The 25,488-nt window shown below is 44.8% G+C and carries 20 protein-coding genes; 5 read left to right on the forward strand and 15 right to left on the reverse strand.

Annotation, left to right across the window (positions count from 1 at the left end):
* Nucleotides 1-309: deoxynucleoside kinase (locus WBA23_RS13420; RefSeq protein WP_424582788.1), on the forward strand; the 309-nt coding region annotated here is incomplete at its 5' end.
* Nucleotides 306-563, forward strand: a complete 258-nt coding sequence (locus WBA23_RS13425) for a hypothetical protein (protein WP_424582789.1) — start codon at nucleotides 306-308, stop codon at nucleotides 561-563. The genes WBA23_RS13420 and WBA23_RS13425, both read left to right, overlap by 4 nt.
* A 17-nt stretch (nucleotides 564-580) precedes the next feature.
* Here the strand turns inward: WBA23_RS13425 and WBA23_RS13430 are convergent, their stop codons facing one another.
* Nucleotides 581-778 (reverse strand): hypothetical protein, encoded by a 198-nt coding sequence (locus tag WBA23_RS13430; RefSeq protein ID WP_424582790.1) that lies wholly within the window; start codon nucleotides 776-778, stop codon nucleotides 581-583.
* A gap of 127 nt (nucleotides 779-905) precedes the next feature.
* On the opposite strand from WBA23_RS13430, the gene WBA23_RS13435 reads away from it, so the two are divergent.
* On the forward strand, nucleotides 906-3,152 hold the full coding sequence (locus WBA23_RS13435) for a Tex family protein (protein WP_424582791.1): 2,247 nt from the start codon (nucleotides 906-908) through the stop codon (nucleotides 3,150-3,152).
* Nucleotides 3,153-3,262: 110 nt separating this feature from the next.
* Here WBA23_RS13435 and WBA23_RS13440 read toward each other — a convergent pair whose 3' ends face one another.
* The 3 genes from WBA23_RS13440 to WBA23_RS13450 form a co-directional block, all read right to left on the reverse strand.
* Nucleotides 3,263-4,327 (reverse strand): PorP/SprF family type IX secretion system membrane protein, encoded by a 1,065-nt coding sequence (locus tag WBA23_RS13440; RefSeq protein WP_424582792.1) that lies wholly within the window; start codon nucleotides 4,325-4,327, stop codon nucleotides 3,263-3,265.
* A 9-nt stretch (nucleotides 4,328-4,336) separates the two neighbouring features.
* On the reverse strand, nucleotides 4,337-7,252 hold the full coding sequence (locus WBA23_RS13445) for a hypothetical protein (protein WP_424582793.1): 2,916 nt from the start codon (nucleotides 7,250-7,252) through the stop codon (nucleotides 4,337-4,339).
* Nucleotides 7,253-7,579: 327 nt separating this feature from the next.
* Nucleotides 7,580-10,213 carry an MGH1-like glycoside hydrolase domain-containing protein gene (locus WBA23_RS13450; protein ID WP_424582794.1) on the reverse strand — a complete coding sequence of 878 codons (2,634 nt, stop codon included), beginning with the start codon at nucleotides 10,211-10,213 and terminating at the stop codon, nucleotides 7,580-7,582.
* Between the two features lie 133 nt (nucleotides 10,214-10,346).
* Between WBA23_RS13450 and WBA23_RS13455 the strand changes: the two genes are divergently transcribed.
* Together WBA23_RS13455 and WBA23_RS13460 are read left to right on the forward strand one after the other, a co-directional pair.
* On the forward strand, nucleotides 10,347-11,372 hold the full coding sequence (locus WBA23_RS13455; RefSeq protein WP_424582795.1) for a cellulase family glycosylhydrolase: 1,026 nt from the start codon (nucleotides 10,347-10,349) through the stop codon (nucleotides 11,370-11,372).
* 80 nt (nucleotides 11,373-11,452) lie between these two features.
* Nucleotides 11,453-12,445, forward strand: coding sequence for a tetratricopeptide repeat protein (locus tag WBA23_RS13460; protein ID WP_424582796.1), 993 nt, complete (start codon nucleotides 11,453-11,455; stop codon nucleotides 12,443-12,445).
* 10 nt (nucleotides 12,446-12,455) lie between these two features.
* Here WBA23_RS13460 and WBA23_RS13465 read toward each other — a convergent pair whose 3' ends face one another.
* The 11 genes from WBA23_RS13465 to WBA23_RS13515 all read right to left on the reverse strand — a co-directional run bounded on the left by WBA23_RS13465 (nucleotide 12,456) and on the right by WBA23_RS13515 (nucleotide 25,404).
* A complete protein-coding gene (locus tag WBA23_RS13465; RefSeq protein WP_424582797.1) occupies nucleotides 12,456-13,238 on the reverse strand; it encodes a sulfite exporter TauE/SafE family protein in 783 nt (260 codons plus the stop codon).
* A complete protein-coding gene (locus WBA23_RS13470) occupies nucleotides 13,238-14,266 on the reverse strand; it encodes a c-type cytochrome (protein WP_424582798.1) in 1,029 nt (342 codons plus the stop codon). The genes WBA23_RS13465 and WBA23_RS13470 overlap by 1 nt, the downstream gene beginning before the upstream one ends.
* A gap of 115 nt (nucleotides 14,267-14,381) precedes the next feature.
* Nucleotides 14,382-14,798, reverse strand: coding sequence for a DsrE family protein (locus WBA23_RS13475; RefSeq protein WP_424582799.1), 417 nt, complete (start codon nucleotides 14,796-14,798; stop codon nucleotides 14,382-14,384).
* 98 nt (nucleotides 14,799-14,896) lie between these two features.
* On the reverse strand, nucleotides 14,897-15,592 hold the full coding sequence (locus WBA23_RS13480) for a Tat (twin-arginine translocation) pathway signal sequence containing protein (RefSeq protein WP_424582800.1): 696 nt from the start codon (nucleotides 15,590-15,592) through the stop codon (nucleotides 14,897-14,899).
* Between the two features lie 44 nt (nucleotides 15,593-15,636).
* Entirely contained in the window at nucleotides 15,637-16,170 is a 534-nt protein-coding gene (locus tag WBA23_RS13485; protein WP_424582801.1) for a hypothetical protein, read from the reverse strand.
* A 134-nt stretch (nucleotides 16,171-16,304) separates the two neighbouring features.
* Nucleotides 16,305-18,722 carry a TonB-dependent receptor domain-containing protein gene (locus tag WBA23_RS13490; RefSeq protein WP_424582802.1) on the reverse strand — a complete coding sequence of 806 codons (2,418 nt, stop codon included), beginning with the start codon at nucleotides 18,720-18,722 and terminating at the stop codon, nucleotides 16,305-16,307.
* Nucleotides 18,723-19,097: 375 nt separating this feature from the next.
* Nucleotides 19,098-19,472, reverse strand: coding sequence for a cupin domain-containing protein (locus WBA23_RS13495; RefSeq protein ID WP_424582803.1), 375 nt, complete (start codon nucleotides 19,470-19,472; stop codon nucleotides 19,098-19,100).
* An 88-nt stretch (nucleotides 19,473-19,560) separates the two neighbouring features.
* Nucleotides 19,561-20,421, reverse strand: a complete 861-nt coding sequence (locus tag WBA23_RS13500; protein WP_424582804.1) for a helix-turn-helix domain-containing protein — start codon at nucleotides 20,419-20,421, stop codon at nucleotides 19,561-19,563.
* 151 nt (nucleotides 20,422-20,572) lie between these two features.
* On the reverse strand, nucleotides 20,573-22,504 hold the full coding sequence (locus tag WBA23_RS13505; RefSeq protein WP_424582805.1) for a helix-turn-helix domain-containing protein: 1,932 nt from the start codon (nucleotides 22,502-22,504) through the stop codon (nucleotides 20,573-20,575).
* A gap of 2 nt (nucleotides 22,505-22,506) precedes the next feature.
* Nucleotides 22,507-24,393, reverse strand: coding sequence for a helix-turn-helix domain-containing protein (locus WBA23_RS13510; RefSeq protein WP_424582806.1), 1,887 nt, complete (start codon nucleotides 24,391-24,393; stop codon nucleotides 22,507-22,509).
* 87 nt (nucleotides 24,394-24,480) lie between these two features.
* The gene (locus WBA23_RS13515; protein WP_424582807.1) at nucleotides 24,481-25,404 is read right to left on the reverse strand and encodes an alpha/beta hydrolase family protein; all 924 of its coding nucleotides are present in this window, start codon (nucleotides 25,402-25,404) and stop codon (nucleotides 24,481-24,483) included.
* Between the last annotated feature and the right edge of the window lie 84 nt (nucleotides 25,405-25,488).

The following is a 25,488-nucleotide window of genomic DNA, read 5'->3' on the forward strand; positions in this document are numbered from 1 at the left end:
CACCTGTACGAAACAATGATTAGTCTGGTACCTCCGCCCAATTTAATTATTTACTTACGAGGTAGCGTGACTACGTTGCAGCAGCGCATTCAACAGCGCCATAGCACTCAAGATCAGCAACGGAAAAATGAAGATACGATTCCAACCGATTATCTTCAAAATCTTAATAATTGCTACGAACGGTGGACAGCAACATTTTCGCGGTGTCCGATTTTTACAATTGACATTGATTTAGTAGATTTAGCCAAAGTGGGAGCTTTTCAGGAACTATTAACTGAAATCAACCCTTACTTACCTACACTTCAATGAAACATCTTTACGTAAAACATACCGACGATAAAACTGATATTTATCGAAAGTTGGTTGCTCTTCCAGTGCCTCGAGGCGAATTTACTTACGAAAGCACCGATATTATAGCCAAAGGCGATTTCTGGCAAATGAATCAGCACACAATCTCCTACCGGGAATTGCTCAGCATGTACGAAGACGGCTACCATACCATTGAAAAAGAGGAGTACGATCGGGCCGAAGCTTGGTTAAAAAATAGTACTGATCAAGAATAGAAAAAATTTATTTTAGGTCACTTAGCTGGATCGTGCGAATGGTGCTCAACTGAAACATGGCTTTGCTCATAGGAGCTATCCGTATAGCGTTGAGCAAACTTTTTTAGCTGCTCAGCTCGCTGCCGAAGTTTTTCCGCTTGCTGATCAGCCAGCTCCATATCATGAATAATCGCCCGTTTGGGTTCGGGGTCAGGTGAGGAGGTTGTGTTCGCCATGACCGTAAAATTTAGTGTTAATTAATATAGCAATTTCTTCTGAGAAATGCTCCATTCTTATCCTTGAATTTCGAAGGAGACTCACTATTTTTGCCTCTCTTTTTTCAGTTTCCAATCACTCTGCTCTATGACCACTATCGTTGATCGCATTGCTCCTTCTTTAAATATAAGTACCCGACAGGTAGGCCAAGCCCTTCAATTGTTGGATGAAGGAGCAACGGTGCCCTTTATTGCCCGCTACCGTAAAGAAGTTACGGGAAGTCTGGATGAGGTACAGATTACTCAGATTCGCGATCAGGCTAATCAGTTACGCGAATTAGATAAGCGCAAAGAAAGTGTGCTGAAATCGATTGATGAGCAAGGGAAACTATCGGACAGCCTGCGAAAGCGAATTGAAGCCGCCGATACCATGGCGAAAGTAGAAGACTTGTACCTTCCCTACAAACCTAAGCGGCGCACTAAAGCAACCATTGCCCGCGAGCGAGGATTGGAACCGCTAGCTGAGCAAGTTTTTGAGCAAACCAACGCCAATCCTGAGCAGCTTGCCAGTTCCTTTATTAACGCTGAGCAAGAAGTTACTACGGCCGATGAAGCTTTGCAGGGTGCTCGCGATATTATTGCCGAGTGGATCAACGAAGACCAAACCGCTCGGGAAACGCTGCGCCGATTGTTTCGCAAAGAAGGAATTATAAAAACGAAAGTACTAAAGGGAAAAGAAGCCGACGGTCATAAGTTTCGCGACTACTTTGATTGGGAAGAAGCAGTAGGTAAAGTTCCTTCTCACCGGCTGCTGGCTATGCGAAGAGGCGAAAAAGAAGGCTTTCTGTCGTTAACAATTGCTCCCCCCGAAGAGCGAGCAGTGAATCAGTTAGAGCGACAGTTTCTGAAAAATAACCACGCCTCAACCCAGCAAGTACAATTAGCGGTAACTGACGCCTATAAGCGGTTACTTCGTCCTTCGTTAGAAACTGAAGTTAGGCTAGAAACTAAGAAGAAAGCCGATACCGAAGCTATTGAGGTGTTCTCCGAAAACTTACGCCAATTGCTACTGGCAGCACCACTGGGCGAAAAAAATATTCTGGCTTTAGACCCTGGATTTCGTACCGGTTGTAAATTGGTGTGCTTAGATCGACAGGGTAAGCTGTTGGAACATACGACGATCTACCCAAACCCTCCCCAGAAGCAGACCCACGAATCAGCTAGCACGGTTATGCATCTTTGCGAGAAGCATCAGATTGAAGCTATTGCTATTGGAAATGGAACCGCCAGTCGGGAAACCGAGCAGTTTGTATCGTCTCATGTAACTTTTTCTTCACCCATCCCGGTGATTATGGTGAATGAAAGCGGGGCCTCTATCTATTCTGCTTCGGAAGTAGCCCGAGACGAATTTCCGGATAAAGATGTGACCGTTCGGGGAGCCGTTTCCATCGGTCGTCGTCTGCTTGATCCACTGGCCGAGCTGGTGAAGATTGATCCCAAATCGATTGGCGTAGGCCAATACCAACACGATGTTGATCAAAATGCACTTAAGCAAGGGCTGGAAGATACGGTGGTAAGTTGCGTAAATAAAGTGGGCGTAGACGTGAATACCGCCAGTCAGCAATTATTGAGTTACGTATCAGGAATTGGTCCGGTACTAGCCAAAAATATGGTGAATTTTCGTAACGAAAACGGTGCTTTTCCCGATCGGAAAGGGATAAAAAAGGTGAGCCGACTGGGCGATAAAGTTTTTGAACAAGCTGCTGGGTTCTTGCGAATACGGGGAGCGAAGAACCCTCTAGATAATAGCGCGGTACACCCCGAACGTTACGGTTTAGTACAGCAAATGGCTCGCGATGTAAACAGCCAAGTTGATAATCTATTGACTACTCCCGAATTGCGAAAAAAGATTGATATTCAACGATATACCTCCGAGGAAGTGGGGTTGCCTACGCTCCAGGATATTATGGAGGAGCTAGACAAACCAGGACGCGACCCCCGGGAGCCGTTTGAGCTTTTTCAGTTTGAGGAAGGAGTCAACGAAATGAAAGACTTAAAAGTGGGCATGAAACTACCAGGAATTATCACGAACGTGACCAAATTCGGCGCTTTTGTAGATGTAGGCGTTCATCAAGATGGATTAGTCCACATCAGCCACTTAGCCGATCACTTTATCAAAGATCCTACCCAGGTAGTGAAAGTACAGCAGAAGGTACAAGTTACGGTGCTGGAAGTCGATATTCCCCGCAAACGAATTAGTCTCTCTATGAAACAAGACCCATTTGCTGCTCAACCATCAAAAGCTAAATCGAAACAACCTCGCCGCGAGTCGCGTAAATCAAATGATGGGAATATGGAGGATCAACTTCAGCAATTGAAGAATAAGTTTCGGTAATTGGTTTCAGGTTTGAAAAGTTTAGAGAGTTACAGGTTTCACTCTTATCTAAGCTTGTAACCTTCTAAACCTAAAACATACAACTTATCTAAACCTGTAACTTAAAACTCTTAATATACCAGCCGAGAATTCCCCCGCTTATTCAACCGTATTGCCGCGAAGATTTCATAGGTCGTGAGGGGGTTGCTGATGGCATTAATCGCAGTGGTATTTAGGTCGTAGCTAAACCCGACGTGGAAATTCGGAAGTTGCACTTCGGCGGTGGCTACGTAAGCATCCTGAATCCGATACCACCCTCCTACGCGAAGCATGGTAGGTTCGTTAGCAATACGTTTCATCCGATAGGTTAAGAAGCTACCAACGTTTATTTGGTCGGATTCACCTTGAAATAAAGCTACCGCGCTACCGGAAACAAACAGTTGCTCCGTTACTCCCAGCACTATACTTCCGTGCGTTTTGAATAATACCGGTAGTGGATCACTACCTTCGGTGAGCAAAGAGGTTTCAGGCGAATTTAGATGGTATGCGGCTACACCCAACGATGCTCCCTCTAAAGCTGATAGACGTTTCCCGTAGTGCGATTCCTTCTCATAGTATACATCTTTGCGACGAGGTGCGTACTGCCACAGAACTCCACCGCTTACATCAAAGTAGGCTTTGTCATTAATAGCTAATCGACTTCCAGCCCCGTCGAACTGTCCGGTGGCCGGATTGTAGGTACTGCCCCATTGGTAGCCTTCGGGAGAAAGACTACGCTGCCCAAATCCGGTTTGCAGCCCGAAGACCAAATGCTGAGTACGTTGAACATCTAACGGTAAATCATAGCCAAACGTCAAGTTGCCTCCTATGTTTCGGAAGCTTCCGTTAGGTCCGGCTTGATCTTGATGAACAGAAATCCCAACTCCACCAATGTGCCCTCGGGGTTGCAACCCTTTGTCAATTCGGATAGGCAACACTCCGGTTACTTGATTAGAAATGTAACTACCTTCCAGCTGATTCCACTGGGCCCGATGCGTAACGCTGACGATAGCGTTCTCTTCGGTTCCGGCAAAAGCAGGGTTAAGATACAATCGGGCGTTATAGAATTGAGAGAATGATGGACTTTGGGCGTGGGCACTCTGATAAGCAGTTACGCCTATTAATAAAACGATATATAAAAGCTTACGTAGTTTCATGCTATTTTTTTACTTAATAAGAGTGATTTTTCCTTGCTTCTGAAATGATGAGCCACTATCAAATTGACCTCGCAAAATGTAGGTATAGACTCCCGACGGATAACTTCCTCCGTCCCAGCCTTGAGTTAGAGCTTCTTCTACCCTGTTCGTCTCGTAGGCAATTCCGCCCCAGCGATCAATGATCTGAAATAGAAAGTCAGCTTCAACAAAACATCTCCCGTATACCTTCACTACTCGGTCATCGGGTTGAGCAGCTTGAGGGCTAAGTACGTTCGGAATATTGACCAAGGATTCAGCCGAGGCTACTGATACTGTTTCTTCTACTTCGTAGCGGCATCCGCCCACTTGCGTGGTTAACCGAAGCACATGCTCACCCGGAGAAAGTATGGCAGAAATTCGTTCTTGCTCACCAATGAGTTCATCATTTAGCCACCACTGATACTGTACCTCCTCACTTAAATCTAAAGCACTAGCCGAAAGCGACTGCTCGCTACAGTTAATTGCTTCTATCCCGTAGTCAAAAGAACCATTATTAGTTAGCGATATGCCTTCAATATTTACTGTCTGCTGGGAAGAATACTGGCACTCACCTAATACGACTTTTAGAGTAATTTCAAATTCCCCTGGAATTGATTCGTAGCTAAAGCTAGCCTGCTCACTCACCAGCATATCGTCAATCAGCCATTGGTACTTGATCTCACTATTGATAGTATCTGCTACAAAATCAACTTGGTACAGATTGCAACTCACTATGTCGCCAATGGTGTAGTCAAACCCGTTCAAGTTGATTAAATCAACGACCGGCATCTCTACCTGTTGCTGACTAGAATATTGGCAGTTTCCTTCATTGATAATTAGCTGAACATTATACGTACCGATGCTAAGTCGAGTGCTTACGCTAGCTTCTTCGCTCACTACCTTGCCGTCTACTTTCCACTGATAGGTAAATGCTGAATTTACTGAATCAGATTCAAAGACGAATAATTGACCCTTACAATTTGACTCGCCTTCAGTTTGGTACTTAAAGCGGCCTACATTGCCGGTTCCAATAGCTTCTATCGGAATAGTAGTTATTACTGTATCGGTACAAAGGCTTAGCTTGGTGACTAAAGAAACATCCACATTACTACTGACAACTTCGGTAAACGACAGGGTGCTTTCTCGCCCTATTAACTCACCATCTGCATACCATGCATACTCAAAATCATCCGAAACAGAGTCAGCCTGAACTGATAAAGTAACTGTGTTACAACTCTGGCTCACTATTTTGTAAGAAATAGAATTGAATGTTGGAGTTGAAGTACCTATCACTTCTTCACCTTCAATAGTACCTTCCCCGCAAGCGTTCTGAACCCACGCTAACTGGTATGCACCCGGCTTATCAACCGCAACTTCGTAGGTTGACAGTTCAGTTTCTACCGTTTCTACCACTTCACCATCTAATGTATATGCGAAAGTAAAAGGCGCCGAACCATTCAACTGAATGGTAAGAATAGTCTCTTCAGATGAATTACAAATCGAACCACTCTTCTGAAATAGCTGAGCAGTAGCTGGGGTTAGCACATTTACAATACTATCTTCTAGAATTGTTCCCCCGCATTCCGCCGCACCCTGCACACTTTTTAAGATGTGCTGTCCGTCCAAATTCAGTGGTAGGGAAAATGTAGGAGTAGCAATGTCAGCTTGAGAATATTCAACCCCTTCTACTTCCCAAGTAAGCTGCCATGGCGCAGACCCGGTTAATGCTACGTTTAAGGAGGCATCTTCTGAATCACTGCAAACAGTGTCAGGATCAATGAATTTAGCCGACGCTGGGGCAACCAAATTAATGTTCTTACCTTCAACCACTCCAGTCATACAATCATCTACCACCGAGAGTAATTCGTACTCACCTATTTTAGTTACTTCTAGCTGATGCACTACTTTGTCTTTCCCTACGTATTCTGGTCTATCGGCTACTTCCGTAAACGTTTCCGTGATTCCATTATGAGTTGCTGAGTAGGTAAACGACCAAGGATGCTTACCAATAAGAACAACTCGTAAGAATTTACGAGCACCGGGTAGACAGATATTATCTGGTTGATTAGCCTGAAAGTAAGCTCGCGCAGAATCTGTAATAAATGTAGTATTACCTGCATCAAGAATTGCAGTACAACCTGTAGAGCGATCTGTAACCCAGTCTAGTCCAACCAACCCATTCATATCAAATGGAATAGCCACATTGGCAAGGTCAATATTTTTTTCCACTCGTAAATCAGTACCATTAGAATAGCCCAAATCCCAAGGGCCGGTGCCAGTAAGGGTTACCGCTAAAGAAGCGTTTCCATCAGGACATTGGACAATGTTGCTAGTTAGCTCAGCAGTAGGATTTGTAGCGCAAGGGGTACCACAACCATGTAACGATAGCACTCGATCAAGATCATATCCGTTGGCGTTATTATTAGCAAAATCAGCCGGATCGCTAACCTCTACCAATTTTACGTATTTGACTTCGGCAAAGCCTGGTATTTCTACATTGATAAATCCATTTCCAGAGATGTTACTGGCAACTAACTCGAAATCGTCGTCTAAGCTATTAGAAACGTATACATCTATTTTCTCATCGCTCGCGCTATCATCCCGCTCATCAATTAATAGATCATCGCCAGTATCTAAAGGGATGGGACTACTAAAACCAATAACAATTTCTCCATTAATACCGAGTGAGATTGAGTTATCGTCACCAATTTCATCGCCAGTTACCACGGAAAGTGAGTTCTCATTAGCTACAATGGCACCTCCTTTTGTGGTACCCGGGGTAAAAGACACCACGAAATCTGAGTAGCAGGGACTAGCATCAGCGGGTATTTGAGCTTCGGATTGGTTAGCAATTACTATTAATAGAGCTAACAGTAACATTAATATAGGGGTGATCTTATCTTTCATTATAATAATAGTATAAAAAATGATACTTATATTACTTGAGTATTATTTATACCAAAATTAATCAAAATATTATTAAATATAAAGATTATTATAATTTTTTATACTATAGCAATGATATGAGGTAAGCAGAATAGGCGCACTTTTCCCATAACTAATTGATAATCAACTGCTTTCACTTATCTATTTTATCGGGGAAAGAAATAGAAGCAGCGAAGTAAAAAAAACAACAGGTTCGCAGTTTTTACCTAAATTGACATAAAAATTTACTACTTTTTACATAAAATAGTACACGAATTTGCACCAAAGAATAGTATTATGCTCTAGAAGCTACTGATGGGATAGCTGAATAAGTTCACTAACTAAGCCTGTCCATCCGGTTTGGTGTGAAGCTCCTAATCCTCTGCCCGATTCACCGTGGAAATACTCGTAAAACAATAAATTGTTGTGAAAGTGAGGATCTTGAAATTTATCATTATCCCCGGTAAATGCTCGTTGGCCATTCTTCTGTTCAGTGAATATAGAAATTAACCGTTCAGATATTTTTTGAGCAATATGATCCAACGTCAAAAATTTACCTGAGCCGGTAGGAAACTCCACTTTAAGTGTATTGCCGTAGTACTTATGAAACTTATGAAGCGATTCAATAATTAAGAAGTTAATTGGAAACCAGATCGGCCCGCGCCAATTGGAGTTTCCTCCAAACATACCTGAATCTGACTCTCCCGGTAGATACGAAACCTTGTAAGAATGATTACCTATTCGGTATTCGTAAGGGTTTTTTTCATGGTATTTAGACATGGCCCGAATACCATAATCCGATAAAAACTCTAGCTCGGATAGCATACGTCGCAAAATGCACTTCAGGCGATGTACCCGTACTAGTGAGAGCATCCGGGTTTCGCCCCGACCTGGTTCGTACCAGCGCGAAATGAGAGCCGCTTGCTCCGGACGATTTTCTAGTACCCACTGTAACCGACGAGTAAAATCAGGCAGGTTTTTGTATAGTTCGGGGTTGAGTACTTCTACGGCGAACAGCGGAATAATTCCCACAATCGAGCGAACCTTAAGCAAATGCCCCGGTTGACCGGACGGGTGCACTACATCGTAGTAAAACTCGTCAATGTTATCCCAAAGGTCTACGTTCTCCTTACCAATGTTGAACATGGATGAAGCAATAGCCAGAAAATGCTCAAAGAACTTAGAGGCCATCTCTTGGTAGTAAGGTCGGGTTTGAGCAATTTCCAGAGCCATCCGCAGCATATTTAACGAGTACATTGCCATCCAGGCGGTGGCGTCGGCTTGCTCTAAATATCCACCGTTGGGCACGTTGTGACTCCGGTCAAATACACCAATATTATCTAATCCTAGAAAACCACCTTCAAAGAGATTATTACCACTAGAGTCTTTTTGGTTAACCCACCAGGTGAAGTTCATCAGTAGCTTATGAAACACTTTCGCCAGAAACTCAATATCCCCCTCACCTTTCGTTTCTTTATCAATCGAGTATACTTGCCAGGCCCCCCAAGCGTGTACCGGAGGGTTTACGTCGCTGAAGTTCCATTCGTACGCGGGGATCTGCCCGTTGGGGTGCATGTAGTACTCTCGCAGCATCAGCAGTAGCTGCCGTTTGGCAAATTCCGGATCGAGCCGAGCTAAGGGCACACAGTGGAAAGCTAGATCCCAGGCCGCGTACCAAGGGTACTCCCACTTATCGGGCATAGAAATAATGTTCCGGTTTACCAAGTGTCGCCACGAAGCGTTACGCCCTTTTTTACGATCTGCCGGTAACTTAGGAGTAGCAGGGTCACCCTTGATCCACTTGTTTATATCGTAGTAGTAAAACTGTTTGCTCCAGAGCATTCCGGCGTAGGACTGCCGCTGAATACGTCGCTGATCTTCGTCTTGAATATTTTTCTGTAAGTGCTGGTAAAACAGATCGGCTTCTTGCTGGCGTTGTTCAACTATCTCTTCCCAATTTTCAGTCCGGTCAGCCTGGGGGGTAAACCGGATTTTTACCGACCAACTTTCCCCCGCCGGAATCTCGTGATGGTAATGAAGTGCCGCCTTGGTTCCTACTAGTTCTGGATTTACAGCCGATTTTTCACCATTCACTACGTAGCGATGCACCGCATCTTTTGGAAACGGAGTGGTTGATTCTCGGGAGAAACGTAGGCCATTGGTTTCATTTTCGCAAAACAGCGGCGTAGGTTCCCCTTCGTAGCGAATAAAGTAGTCGGGTTGATTTCGGTAGGTAACTTTTACTTCACCTTCAGCTTCCTTGTGTAGGTTGGGTCTGTAGTCGTCGTAGCCCCAGCTCCAAGTATTACGAAACCAGCAGGAAGGTAGAATATGGATAGGGGCAGCTTGCTTAGCTCGGTTCCAAACCGTCACTTTCATAACAAAATCATTCTCCTCCGCTTTGGCGTACTCTACGTACACATCAAAGTACTCATCATCGTTAAACACGCCGGTGTCGACCAGTTCGTGTTCCAATTGTTGCTTGTTTCGCCTACGGTTTTCGCTTACTATTTCCTGATAGGGAAACGCCTGCTGCGGATACTTGTAAAGCATCTTCATGTAGGAGTGCGAAGGAGTGCCATCCAAATAGTAGTACAGTTCCTTTACATCTTCACCGTGGTTTCCTTCCGGATTACTCAGCCCGAACAATCGCTCCTTTAGAATAGGATCCTGCCCGTTCCAAAGAGCTAGTCCAAAACAAATTAATTGCTTATTATCCGAAAAACCCGCAATGCCATCTTCGCCCCAACGGTAGGCATAACTACGCGATACATCGTGCGAAACATGCCCCCAGGCATCGCCATTAGTGCTATAATCTTCCCGCACGGTGCCCCACTGTCGCTCCGACAGGTACGGGCCAAAGCGTTTCCACCCTACGTTACGTTCCGTAAGCTGCTTTACTCGTTCTAGTTCGGGATTATTATTTTGCTGCGTTTTGGCCATGAGAATTGTTTTAGATTGTTGCTAAATAAAAGAGCCCACGGGAGAAACCCATATGCTTTACGAAAATTTTACAAAAAATATAGAGATTCAAAGGTTTATAGTACTTTGCTAGTAGCAACCTACTCTTACTATTATGCGCTATCCGTTATTATTATTTTTACTTTGCTTCATTCAATCTACCATCTTGGCACAACAGCTATCGGTGCAAGGCAATCAATTCTTATTAGACGGTAAAGAATTTGATATGTGGGGTATCCGGGTGGCCAGTGCCAGCCAAACCGATAGCTTAACGGAACAACTTATTGCTAATTTGGATGACTATAAAAGATACGGTGTTAATACCGTTAGCGTCTACTTACAAGGTTCCAGCGGAGGCTTTAGTGATCCCTTCCGCAATGAGGGGAAAGCACTAGATGAAAGACACACCCGCAGATTAAAACAAATTACTGAGGCTTGTCAACAGCGAGATATGGTGGTTGTAGTAGGAATCTTCTATCAGCGAGTGATTGATAACCGAAACGATACTCGTAAATTAAATTCCCGGGAGGCCATCTTTCAGGCCGTAGAAACCACGGTAAAAATTCTAGAACCCTACGAGAATATTATTATTAATATCGCCAACGAACAAAACTCCTCTATCTATCGCAATTTTGCGCCTTTCCGATTTAATGAACCCCAAAACATTATTGACCTATGCCAACACGTGAAAAAGCTTGATCCTAACCGACTGGTAGGTGGCGGCGGATATCACGATAGCTCCAACGTAGTGATTGGAAAGTCGGAGTGGGTAGATGTGCTCTTGTTTGATACCTTCTCCGGTGATATTGAAGCGGGGCAGGATAGCGGTTGGCATTACGACTATTTTCGCGAGAGCGGCGTACCGGACAAGCCAATGGTTAACGTAGAACTATTCGGTGGTTGGACCAAGCAATTCGTACCTCCCGGCGTGTATACCCCAACGGGTAAAAAGATTCATCTACAGGAAATTGAAGCTGCCAAAAAACAACCGGGTCTGTACGTACATCTTCATTCTAACCCCTGGTGCCAGGGGCCAGCTGATGGTTATCCGGTACGCTACCATCTGGGTGGTGACGGAACTGCTGAGGACCCGGGTATCCGCTGGTGGTTTGAGGCGGTACGTTCAGCCAATAAACCTTGAGCAGAAGAATAAAGTAAAAATACGTAAGTTTGCTACTACCCTAAACTATTAAAATACCGGATACAATGTCCTACCTATTTATGAAACGAACAGCTAGTTATTTACTATTTCTGGTTCTTATCGGCTGCACTAGCGAACCAAAATCAGAAAGCAAGGTGGAAACATCTGACAGCACCACTACCGAAACCCCTTCCTATGAGGCCATATCGATGTTGGGCGATACGCTCTACGCGATGGACTTGTCACCCGAACGGCAGGCTCAGTACGACTCGGCATTGCAAGCGGCTCAACAAAAGTACCAGCAGCAGCCCGACAGCGTAGATCAGTTGGTGTGGGTAGGAAGGCGATTAGGCTACCTCTCTCGCTACCAAGAGTCAATCAATACCTTTACCGAAGGTATTCAGAAATTTCCTAATTCACCGGAACTGTACCGCCACCGGGGGCACCGCTACATTACTACCCGGCAATTTGACAAAGCGGTAGCTGATCTACAAAAAAGCGCGGAACTACTGGAGAACCAACCTATTATTATTGAACCCGACGGCATCCCGATTCCGGTACCACCGCAGCAGGAACCAACTACATTGCAGTTTAATGTGTACTACCACCTCGGATTAGCACACTACCTGAACGGAGAATACGGTAAAGCGGCAGAATCGTATCAAAGGTGCCTAGAATTTTGCGATGACGACGACGAAGTAGTCGCTACGGTGGACTGGCTCTATATGACCTACCGACGGCTAGGCGAAGACGAAGTAGCTGAGCGATTGTTAGCCGATGTGGAGCAGGAAATGAACATTGTAGCAAATGATGGTTACTTTGAAAGACTGCTGATGTACAAAGGAGTGATGGAACCAGATTCGCTACTCCAAATACCCGAAACCGCTTCACCAGACGATCGGGCGTTACAATTAGCCACTAAAGGCTACGGTGTAGCGAATTATTATCTGAGTCAGGGCGATAGCACTTCAGGAACCAAAATGATGGAAGATATTGTCGACGGACGCTACTGGGCCGCTTTCGGCTACATCGCCGCCGAGGCTGACTTAGCCCGGTTGAAAGATGCGGAGTAAGACTGAGTATTTAGACTAAGAGTTCTTTCGCTAAGATCAGCGTACCTATTCCCAGTACTAGCCATCCAAAAAAGCACCGCAGGGTTTGGTTAGAAACGTTTACTGCCAGATGAGTTCCTACTACGATACCCACAATGGCTAGCACAGTGACGGAAAATAGAAAATACCAGTTAATTTGGTAATTAATAACATCGCCCATGAACCCGAAGAGCGAATTGACTGTGATAATCAATAGCGTAGTACCTACTGCGGTTTTAAAGCCCATTTTGGCGAAGTAGACCAGCGCCGGAATAATGAGAAAGCCACCGCCTGCCCCTACTAGTCCGGTTAAAACTCCGGTAAGTGCTCCGACCCCCATCAAGTAAGGACCGGAATATTCTTGCTCGGATTGAGATTCTTTTCGCTTCCTTATCAACGTTAGAGAGGCTAAAATCATCAGTACTGCAAACAATCCTATAATCAAAAACCGTTTGGTAATTATGATGCTTTCGGTTTGAAGGATGACTTCGGGGATGGCAGGTATCAGCCATTTGCGGGTAGAGAAAATTGTGATGAGTGAGGGTAACCCAAATGTAATTCCAACCCGTAGGTTCACCATTTGTACGTTAAGCTTCAGAAAAGTACCCACTAGGCTGGTAGTGCCTACGATGAACAGCGAATAGGCTGAAGCCATCACGGCATCAATAGAAAACAGGTAGACCAGGATAGGAACAGACAGAATAGAGCCACCTCCACCCAACGTTCCCAGTACCAAGCCGACGAAGAACAGTGATATATAGCCTACTACTTCCATTATTCTCTAGCAGCTATAATGGGTGGAAAAGGACCGTACTTATGTTGTTCTTCGGTGAAATTATCAGCGTATGGACCAAATGGGTGATCTACTGGTTTCTTAGTAATATTCGGCCAATCGGCTATTAGGTCTTTCTCTGGTCGGGGCATAGAATTTACGTAAGCGGCTACATCCCAGGCTTCTTCATCCGTCAGAAAAGGGTTTTCAAAGGTAACCCCGTAGGGCATATTGGCTTTTACGTAGGAAGCAAACTTTGATAGGCGATATAATCCTGCGCCATAGTTATAGCTGTCGTCGCCGTAAAGTGGAGGGTAGATCCATTCCAGTCCGCTTTCGGCTAGTTGACCCTCACCCTCCTCCCCGTGACAGCGGGCGCAGTAGCTATCGTACACTGATTTTCCTTTTATTGGGTCTGCGGGACGATCTAGGAAGGTAAGTTTCACCAACCCAAGACCAAGTAGCGTTTCGCCTTTTTCTACATCTTTTCCTACCCACTTCAGATAAGCTACCATTGCTTGCATTTCCCTACTATCGGGTTCGAGGGGTTGACCATTTAAGCTCCGTTCAAAACAGCCATTTACTCGTTCTACAAATCCTTCTACCGTACCGGAGCGATTGCGTCGCTTAGGATAAGAAGATGCTACGCGGGCGTAGTTATTTCCGAAGGGTACGGTACCGGCTTTCAGATGACAGTTCTGGCAATTCAGGCCGTTGCTAATTTTCCGTACTTTTCCCTTTGGTCCCAGATAGACTGAAGTGTGGGCAATCAATTCCCGGCCGTAGCGAATCAGATCACCTCGTGAATCATTAGGAATAGCCGACGTATCAGGGGCCTGCCACCGCGCTTTTTTTTCCGAAGCACTATGGTTACTAGCCAAGGCTTTCAATTCCGATTCCTTCGTCTGAAATGACAGTAAACCCATCGCATCACTTAGGAATAAGGCAGTAGAACCTACTACGCAGATAATCAGCACCCAGACCAATTGAATCAGCCGCTTAACATATTGAATAAGTGATCTCTCAGACATTTTAGACAATTAACAAGGGTTGCCCCGCAATGTGCAGTTAACAGTTAGCAATGAACAGGTATAATGTACAAAGTGCTGTTAATTGTACATTGCACACTGCTAATTGCACATTGAATTAGTTGTGTGCTTCTTTAATGTAACCCCAGCCTTCGCCTTGCTTAGTAACGATTTCTAGAATGCCGTCAGGCACCGTGCCTACGCCAGGTAACAACTGAGACTTGTCTATCTGTCGGCGTTTCATGGTGGCTTCGCATACTTTGAAGGATACCTGGTCATTGCCTTTCAATTGGGTAATATCGTCGGCTACTGAAGATTCCTCTTCTAACACCATTGCAATGGCCCCACTGTAAACGACTACCTCAAATTCTGAGTCGGGATAAGCCTCACTCATCATTTTTACGTGCCGAACGGCAGACTGATGGGCTTTTTCATTACTACTGGTAACATCAAAAACGATTTTTACGGGTTGGTTTTGTGCCCAAGCCTGGATGGTAAAGGCAATTGGAAACAGAAGTATTACGTATTTTTTCATGAGATTGGATAGTTAGATTGATAATTAATTGGGATTAGGGTTTAGGTGTTGGGGATTAGAATTCCAAACCCTAACCCCCAATCCCTAAAATCTTAAAATTATCCTCCGGCGTAGATGTAAGCACAATCACGCTCCTGCGCCCGACCTAAGGCCCATACTCCAGAAGGAACAATCTGAATACCCGGTAATACTCCAGCTACCCAATCTTTCTTTACTTCTTCGGCCTTCAGTCCCATCGCTTGAGCCGCAAAGCCGCTGAATACACTTAAAGCTAGGTCGCAAACGCAATACATAGCACCACGGTTTAGCTGAGTTTTAATACCATTGACGCCAGGCACCGGAAAATCGCCTTCTTTGGGTTCATAGTAGAGGTTTCGTTGGGAAGTCACTTGGGTAGAATTATCGGTTACTTTGAACATTTCACCAAAATTGTACTTCTTCCACAGTTCATTTTTCATTGCAAACGGAATCGCATTGTGGCGTAATACTACCATCGCCGTCAAATCTTCATCAGCTGTACCAGTCTGGTTGTTAGAAAGCATAAATGCCCACGACCATAAGACCGGAAAACCTGCGTGTGGTTCAGGAGCATCGTAGACCACTCGGTGCTTGCCTTTCACGTTTTCAAACCAGGCTTCGGCTTCACCGACGGTTTTTGCGGAAGGAGCCAAATTCGCGCTTGCTTCTTCTAAAGCCGGAACTGCTAAGCTCGTTGCTCCGGCAGTGGCTACCAGCTTGCCCATAAAATTTCTTCGAGAACTGAGACTGGATGAATTTAGGTTTTGAAAATCCATGTGTGTATGATTATAGTTTAAGAAAATGTAATTACAAATTGTTATCATCGGAAAAATCTGCTTAGAGCACTGAGATTAAACTCCACTGAATCTCCCTCCCACGAATACTTAATAGTGTACTGATCTACCCTTTGAGCTAGTAGAGGATTGTTGAGTTGTTCCTGACAAACTTTCGTCACTAAGGTCTCCGTGCGATAAGCCTCCTTTTCCCAGGGCGAGAATCGCTGCTTGGCACCAATGAAATGGTTGCGGAACGTCTTACCCATCCATCTTACTCTATGATTATCCAAGAGTTCTAATTCACCTTTTACATATTGCTTTACATGAATCATCTCGTGGGCGAGCACTTCATTTCTTTCTTTCTCTGACAATCCGTCAGCAATTCGCACTCTAATAATCTGGTAAGGAAACGATTTTACAGGCTGAGCGCAATAAGTCATTCCCTTTGTATTCTTAGGCATTCGTTTTGAAATAGATAAAGCAATGAAAATATCTTCGGTATTATCAAAATATTGTAGATAGTGAGAAATCTGCTGGTAGACAGCCAGAGAATCTTCAGCGAGATAAGTCCTTACCACCGGCTTAGAGTTGGCTAGATTTATTCCAGAAAAACTGAGGGTTAGCATAAATAATAAGAAGCCTTGTTTTCATAGCTAGAGTATCGTTTTTAATAGCAAAAGTATTACCTTCTAAATTTCTCCTACAGTACCCATTACTGCACCCGCTGACGCTCAGTATCTGACCCAGACTTGATATTAACTTTCTTTAGTTTTTTGTTGCCTAATGTTCTCGAGTAACTTATCGTTACTCCTCGCAGCCCCCAATTATATACTATAGACGTTTGGATATTAGACTCAGGGGCATCGGTTGACAACCTCCAGAAGTTGGTATTGAATAAGTCCGTCCCAACCAGACTTAGCATTCCTCTATCACCTTTCAGTTGTTTCTTTAGGCCAACATCTAATCGGCCCATTGGCGCAAGCCGTAGCAGTCCCATAGGAGAAGCGGACTGATAATACCCGGTAATTTCTAGTGAATAATCTCGAGGTAACTGAAATGAGTTAGTACCATTGTAAGTGAAGGTCAGTATATCATCCCGCACATTCTCTACTAAGTGCTGGGTTTGAAGTTGGTATAAGTAGAGGGAAGCATCGTTCCGAAATTCCCACCAGCGTACAATGGTAATCGGTAATGTGCTATGGATACCAAAAGATTGTAAATACTTCAGGTTTTGTGAGCGTTGTATCTGCATGTTGGTAGCTACATCAAGTTCAGGCTGGAAGGGCACAATTTCATTCTGCGTATAGCTGTACTTCAGGGCAACCCACCATTGCTTTCGCTGGTAGCTTAGATCAAACCCGTCGCTTATGGCGGGCCGTAATGACAGATTTCCGCTCAGTGCCGTCGTTGGATTCACGAAAAACACAAAGGGTGCTAAATCATTATAGGTAGGCCGCGTAATCCTGCGACTATAGGCCAAGCCGAGTTTACTATCTTCTTGCATCTGGTAACTGATCGTAAGGCTCGGAAATAAATTACCAAATTCACGGTCTACTAAATTCGCCTCTTCCTCAGTACCTAAATGAGTATTGGTATACTCGTATCGCATCCCTCCCTGCATATCCCAATTAGTAGCGGGTTGCCACTTCGCTGAGCCATAAGCCGCCACTATTTTTTCATCTAGCGTTGAGGTACCCGTAAATTGTGGATCGATGATGGTAGTCCCTTTTAGCGTACGGGTGACACTCACAATATTGGTAAACCGAGATAGTGAGCCCTTCCCGCCCGCTTCTACTGAAAGTGTAGGGCTAATAGTATTTTCGTAGTCAAGGCTGCCTATCTTGAAGTGAATAGGCGTGCTTTTTTCTGATTGCAGAAACTCATTTTCTGATTGAGTGGACTCAATGTATGTGATTGAATTATCGTAGTCGGAAGGATTAATTTGATGATAATAAAGGTAGTCTACTGACAAATCGATCGTTTGTCGCTCATCCAGCTGATGGCGAATTCCTACGCTGGCCGTCGCACTGTTCCACCGATTGATACCATGCACTGCCACTGTGTTTACCACCGTTGAATCAGTACGAATCATATTGATATTGTTAATATTATCGTGGGTATCCCAGTATCTCCGATAGCCAGTAATGAGCAGATCGACCGACGTTTGATCATTAATATCATATTCTAGGCCCAAACGTAGATTTTGTACAGTAGTAATAGGGTTTCTACGATTGAAGCTTCGGTTTACCTCGATAAAATCCCCGTCGGTGATAAAGCGTTCAGTATTCCATCGATGCACAGTTCGATCGCTTAGTATTGAGTAGGTAAAGAAGGTATTGACTTGCTGGTTGCGATGATTGATATTAGCATTTAACCCCCAGGTTTCTGCCCCACTGTAACCTACAGTAGCTCCAATATTTCCGTTGGTACCTATATCTTCATTTTCTGTCGTCACCAGATGAATAATTCCGGCATTGCCTTCGGCATCGTACTTAGCGGGCGGAGTGGTGATTAACTCAATCTTTTCAATATTAGCCGCGCTCATTCCGTTCAGCATTTGCACTACCGCATCCGTGGGAAGACGGCTAATCTTTCCGTTAATCATGACCATCACCCCATTTTTCCCGTTCAGGGCGATACTGTTATTTTGGCGATTAACAATTACCCCCGGGCTTTTCTCCAGCACTTCCAGCACCGTACGACCGGCTGAAGTAATGCTGCTCTGCACATTCACTACCGTTCGGTCTACCTGTTTTTCAAATAATTGCTTTTGTCCTCTAACTAGCACTTCGTCTAATTCCTGTGTACTTTCAATTAATTGAAAGGTTCCAAGGTACTGTTCGGTAGTTGGGGTTACCGTAAGTCGTGACGAAACTGAGTGATACCCCACCGATGTAATATAGAGAATATAATCATCGGTCTGAGTTTCTATTAAGAATTCCCCTTTAGCATTAGAAATGGTTCCTTCGGCTAAGGTAGAGTCAGATGAGTACAGTAAAAGGATGTTAGCAAAAGAAATTGATTGCTGACTTTCATCCATCACCTGACCAGAAACACGTGTTTGGGCTTTTAAACAGTAACTGGAAACAATGAGAAGAATAAATGCTACTAGCCATCTGATTCGGCTCATTCGGAAGCTATTTTTTTGATCAGCGTACATGAAATTCATTTTTTAAGTTTTTACTTCTTGCCGATACCCATACCACCCCCAGTCGCTCTGGGAAGAGAGAGAATTTAGGATATGTACTTGTATATACTTTAGCAGGGTCGGTAGCCTATTCGCTACTTTCCCTTCCTACTATTGGTGTTCAGCCCCTTCAATAGTCACCGATATTTTTTTAAAGATGAAGGTCTGCTTCACATTAAGTTGTTTTAATGGTTAGTTGCCTATAACATTGTAAGAGCATGTCCAGTATCATTAATTGCGTTGATAGATTGCACTTTAGCCTTTATCTTGAACCCTCGTCTGCCGAACTAAATGCTTTTTGTCTTTATAATAGTTTACTTACCCTAACTCCGCCATCATTTTCCCTACATGCCCAAGTACTTCTTCAAGCTCTTGGGAAGGGCTGAAGTCGATCATCTTCAGGTTTTCCTCAACAATAGCCGTGTGGCCGGGCGGCATATAAAAGACATCACCGGCTCGGAGTACTTCTTCTGAACCATCGTCATAGATCACTCGCATAGTTCCTTCCACAATATAGCCCCAATGCGGACAGTGGCAACTGTCATTCTGTAGGCCTTTCAACAGTGGTGTAAAATCAGTACCCGCCGGAAGCTCATTGTAGGCTACCGTCATGCCCCCGTACCCCGCAAGGTTGCGCATAATAGTACCGTCATTTTGCATCGCTACCGGAATGTCTTCTTGGTTGATTTTCATGAGTTTTAGGTTGGTTAGATTCACTATTAGTGATTTATTACGGAAAGATAATCCTAACACCACTTATTCTTACTGTACAGATCGGACATTATTTGAAAGATGAAGGTACCGTAAGATAGTGTTCGTTTAAGCCATTGCGATGTTGGTCAAGCTGGGAAGGGGTAAACGATACTTTATTCCGAAAGTCGCGTGATAGGTGAGCAACGTCGTAGTACCCGGCATCGTAGGCGATCTCTTCTAAGCTATCCTGGGGATTGCCCATCAGTAATTCCATCACGTGTTGCAACTGCCAGATTTTGGCGTAGGCCTGAGGAGATAGACCAACCTTGAGTAGAAATTGCCGACGGAGCGTACGCTCGCTCATACAGTATTCTTGACTTAATTCAGCTACCGCCACTCGCCCCCTCTGTTCAATGATCGTATTCACAGCGTGGTAAATAGGGTCGTTACGGTAGGTTGATTTGTCGGGTAGAATTTTTTCAAAAAACTGCTGGAAAAACGCATTGTCAAAGGGGTGCAGTAGTAAGTCCGCTTCCAGCTCTCGGAGCAGTCTGCCTTCTCTATCCAGCACTTCGCTCAGTAGTAGTTGGCGGTTGGTAAGTTCAGATAGTGGAACCTTGAGTAGGTGATACCCAATCACCGGATGCACCTTCACGGCGTAGCCGCCACCCGTTCCACTTTGCTGAATAGCCAAAGACCCCTCCGAAAACAAACCATTAATGTAGAAGCGGTTAAGTAAACTCGGGGATTGATGGTAATTAAGAAAGCGTTGAACAAAAGTATCGCCGCTCATCACGTACAGCACCAGATAGCCAATCCGAGGAAAGGTAATTTCTAACGTTCCGGGTACGGAAATATCCAGTTCGGAGTACATAAAGGTATAATCCCGGATGAGTTTTACCCGTTGACTGCCCTGAAAACTAAGGCTGGTTGGCGGAGATTCTTCCATGGTTGGTTTCATAATGATGATTGTGTTGCCGTAGTTAAACGACCGATTGTTTCTTGTAAAATTAAAAAAACCGTGGGTTGAGTGGTATTGACAGTGTGTCAGTTTCTTTCAATTTTACGCTAAAGGCTTTAAACTATGTTGCAAAAGTGGCCTACTGCAGCGAATAAGCGGGAAATCCGATAGCTTTTGCCAATTGCTGAAACTCCGGCTCAGCGTGAAGATTGTAAAACTGAGGTTCGCTAATCAGCCAGGGCATTTCCATTTCGTGTTCAGCGTAGGCTGCTTGCAGCCATTGTAATGCTGCTGGTTTTTCGCCTAAGGCGGCATAAACCACGGCGATAAAAAAACGGATTGAACCGGCATCATTGACAGAAATTTTTGCTTTCAGTTCTTCTATAAGTTCCAAGGCTTTTTTCCGCTCGCCTGAGTGGGCATACGTAGCACCCATCCAGCCCAGCATGCGGGGATACCTGACCCCTTCTAATGCTACTGCCTTTTGGAATAATGAGATGGCTTTTTGATAGTTTCCAGTGTTTAACATTAGAAAGCCATAGTTGTCAATGGTGAGGTAGTCATTAAATAACCTCATGCGTGACTGGGCTATATCTTCCGCCTCATCGTATTGTTCCAGGTAGTAGAGAGATACCGCCATCTTGCTGTTAGGATAAAATGGATTGGTCTCATTTAATCTCTGGGCGATGGTAAGTGCTTCCTCGTGTCTTGCTGAGAATTGCAAAAGATCAGCATATAAAAACAATGCATCTGGATTGTTATTGACAATAGCCTTTTTATATTCTTGCTCAGCACCTTCAAAATCCCAATGATTGAAAAGTAAATAATATCCCATCCAGTAATGCGCCTCGGTGAGGTCCGGATCAAGTGCCAGAGCTTTGTTAAGCAGGGGTTTAGCCAATGCCATACCATCCAATGCACTTAATTCAGCACCAAATATACTCGCCTTTAACATGTAATTTGCAGCTAATCCTGTATAAGCCAGCGCGAAACCAGTATCCAGGGTAATCGCCTGCTCATAGTATTCCATTCCACGCTGAATGCCAATCCTGGTGAACGTTTTGCTTTCATACCCACCTTTTAGATAGAGATCATAAGCTTCGACATTGTCTGTCATTTTCTGACCTAACACTGCTTTCTCTTCCGAGGATAATGTGGATTTTAAGGCCAGGGTTACATTTTTAGCAATCTCAGTCTGGGTTTTAAGAATTTTTTCCCATTCCCGATCATATTTCTCAGCCCAGATTTGCCGCCCACTGGAAGTTTCAATGAGCCGTACTTCAATCCTTATCGTATTCTCCTGTCGTTGGATGCTTCCTTCCAGCAGGTTGGCTACCTTTAATTCTTCTCCTATCTGCTGAGCGGACAGATCAGTTTCCCGGTAGCGATCGGTAGAAGTTAGGGAAATCACCTTCAGGTTACCTAGCTGAGACAAGTGCCGGTTGATGGCCTGTACCACTCCTTCGCTAAAGTACTCGTACTCCTGGTCTACATTCAGGTTCTTCAATGGCAGCACCGCTACCGACTGATCATTCGCTTTCGGAACCCCTTCGCTTTCCGGATCGGCTGATTGCCATTTAACCAATGAGAAAACAATGAGTAATCCCAACGCTACCAATCCGACTAGGGCCAGTAGCTTGGTAGGTAGTTTAAAGCGATGGGAATTGCCTTTCGTCTGAGGGTTAGGCATCGCATCAGTTTCAGTCGCCCTGAATTTCGCTTCTCCCGGCGGGTAGCCGTAGTGCTCGGTAAAGCAGGTACTAAAGTAGCTATGGCTCCCAAACCCAACCTTGAATGCGACTTCCGAAACCGTCATATCCTCCAGTTTCAGCAATTCCATACCTTTCTGTAATCGATATTCCCGAATGAACTGATTGGCCGATTGTCCGGTAGCCTTCTTCAGTTTGCGGTGCAGATGGGAACGGCTCATGTTCATCAGCCCAGCCAGTTCTTCTACGTTGAATTGTTCATTCTGAAGATTGGCTTCAATTTCTTCCTCTAACTTCTCTACCAGCTTTTGGTCAGTTGGGTTTTTCTGCAATCCGTTGGATGAATTATCTTTGGTTACCATCTCTATTCTTGGTCAATATTAGAAAACCCCACCTTATCCACTAACTCCCGAAAGGCAGGCTCTTCGTGCAAGGGATAAAACTGAGGTTCGCTAATCAGCCAGGGCATTTCCATTTCGTGTTGCTCATAAGCCGCTTGTAGCCAATGGAGTGCGGAAGTCTTGTCGTTCAGGGCGGTGTAGATGACAGCGATGAAGAAGCGGACCGAGCCAGCATCTGTTATTACTAGCCTAGCCTCTAGTTCATCAATAATTTCTTGGGCCGTTTCAGTTTGGCCAGATCGGGCATAGGCCGCTCCCATCCAGCCTAGCATGCGGGGATATCGAATCCCCTCGATATCCATCACCTGGTGGAATAATTCAATGGCTTTTAGGTATTTACTAGTATTGAGCATCAAGAAGCCGTAGCTATCCAATGTAAAGTAATTAGTGAACATTTTTGCCCGTGATTCGGCGAATGCAGTCGCCTCATCGTAATGCCCGGCGTAATAAAGGGATAGTATCATCCGACTATTAGGATAATAAGGAGCGGTTTTATCTAATTTACGCGACAAAAAGAGTGCTTCTTCGTGCCTTCGCGTAAAGTTTAGAAAGTCAGCGTATAGTGCCAGGGCTTCGGGATAGTTGGTCACCACCGCTTTCCGGTATTCTTGCTCGGCCCCTTCAAAGTCCCAATTATGGTAGAGTAGGTAAAAAGCATTGAAGGCACGGGCCTCAACCAGTGTCGGATCAAGGGCTATTGCCTGATCTAAAAAAGGCTTGGCCAAGCTTAACCCCTCCAGCGCACTTAATTCAGCACCGAAAATAGCAGCCCGGGCAATGTAGCTGATGGCCATCCCGGCGTGGGCCAACGCAAAATTAGAATCCAGGGCGAGTGCTCGTTGGAAATACTTCAGCGAACGATGATTGCCTTCCGTAGTATAGGTTTGGTGTTCATAAACACCCTTCAGATACAGATCATACGCCTCGGCATTGTCGGTCATGGTTTGGCTAAGCACCGCCTTTTCCTGGGGGGATAAGGTGGTTTTTAGGGCCAGGGCCACTTTTTCCGCGATCTCACTTTGTATCTTCAACAGGTCTTTGAGTTCGCGGTCGTAGTTTTCTGCCCATAGCTGATGCTCGGTCCGGGCATCGATCAATTGCACTTCGATCCGCACCGTGTTATCGTAGCGTTGGATACTGCCTTCCAAAAGATTGGACACCCCTAGCGTCGCTGCAATTTGTTTGGCAGACTGACCACTAGCTTTGTACCTTTCGGTAGATGTACGGGAGATCACTTTCAGATCGCCCATTTTGGACAAATCCCTACTGATCGCATTCATCACCCCTTCGCTCAGATACAAATTTTCTTCACCCAGGTTTAGGTTTCTAAAGGGCAAAATGGCAATAGACTTGTCGGAGGGTGTATTGATTACGTCCTGGCCATCGGAACCGTTTATCCACTGCTGATACAAAAAGAAGCTGATAAACAGCCCCAGAACAAGGAGGCCACCAATGACAATCTTGCCAATCCTTTGGGTTTTATGCTGCTTTTCGCCAGTCTGATGGTCCAGGGAACTGTCGAGTAGGGGAATTTCAAGTAATTTATTCCTGGCCTCCCCCGGCGGATAGCCGTAGTACTCGGTAAAACAGGTGGTAAAGTAGCTAGCACTATTAAACCCTACTGCGTAGGCCACTTCTGCAATGGGACAGTCATCCTGCTTTAGCAACTCCATTGCCCGATGAAGCCGATGTTCGCGGATAAACTGAGTAGCGGTTTGCCCGGAAGCTTGTTTTAGTTTGCGGTGCAGGTTCGAGCGGCTCATGTTCATCTGCTCAGCCAACGCCTCTACCCCGAACTGATCATTCTGCATATTAGCTTCCACCACTTCTGCCAGCTTTTGCAGAAACATAGGTTTTGTTTGCGTATCACCAAGGTGATCAGTTCTCGAACTCATTTTGGCAACTTTATTGAGAACAAGTTACGGAAATTTTAGCAGCTACAGCATTTCCAACGCAACATTCTCCAGCAATTCGTGACCACCCTCAAAAATAGTCAGTGATATATTCTGCCAGCTCTTCTGCAAATGCACTTTCCGATCACCGATAAGCTGATTGGTTACATTTCCTCGTTGCTGGGTTAGCAGCCGGATAATAGTTTTATCACTTACTAGTGCGGTTGAATCGGGCACTCTCGCATCGTGTAGTACTTTATTATAGAAATTAATCGATTGAGTGATCGGTACCGAACCGGTGTAGCCATCGTGCACTCCAGCGTACAGATGCAACGTGGCATTCTTACGTTGGCTCCAAGGCGTTTCCCAGTACAAGGGAGAACGGCGTTTGGCTTCATCGATGTTTAGCGTACTATCTTCAGAAGCAGTACAATCCAAAATATTCCGGGCGTAGCGAGAATTTCTAACTAACGATTCTTCGTACCAAGCAGCCAGATCGCTGATGGGTACGTAGGCATGGAAGCTGCGAATACGATGGCGAGATTTCATGTATGTAACCAGCGTAGCGTAACCGCCCCCACTGGCACCCAGCACAAAAATACTATCTGGGTTCACGGGTAGATTTTCCAACGTCCAGTCAATCGCTTGATCAATATCGGTAATCACTAGTTTGCTACCGCAGGCTTCAGGATGATTATTGGGGCCACGAAAATTGGGGTGAATATAGTTCCAGCCTTTGGCTTTGGTTTGGTTAGCCAGACTATTGTTGGTTTGAGTGTAGTTTCCGCTCCAGGTATGTAGCACAACCACCAGTGGTTGATTTGGCTTTTGAGCTTTCCAGTAGTAAAAAGCCTGCCATTTTTCGTCTACCGGCGATTGCACCGAATCTAGCTTAAAACCCTGCCAAGCATTTTGAGCGTATGCTGGAAGCAAAAGTCCCCACCCGAGTATTATCAGCCATAATTTCATTTTATAAATCTAATACATTTCTGCCACTCGCACGATCTCCTAGAAATCTAGCTTCTCATAAATTATTATTTCCTTGGCGAGTTG

The sequence above is a fragment of the Tunicatimonas sp. genome (assembly GCF_049647865.1).
In the GTDB taxonomy this organism is placed as follows: Bacteria; Bacteroidota; Bacteroidia; order Cytophagales; family Cyclobacteriaceae; genus Tunicatimonas.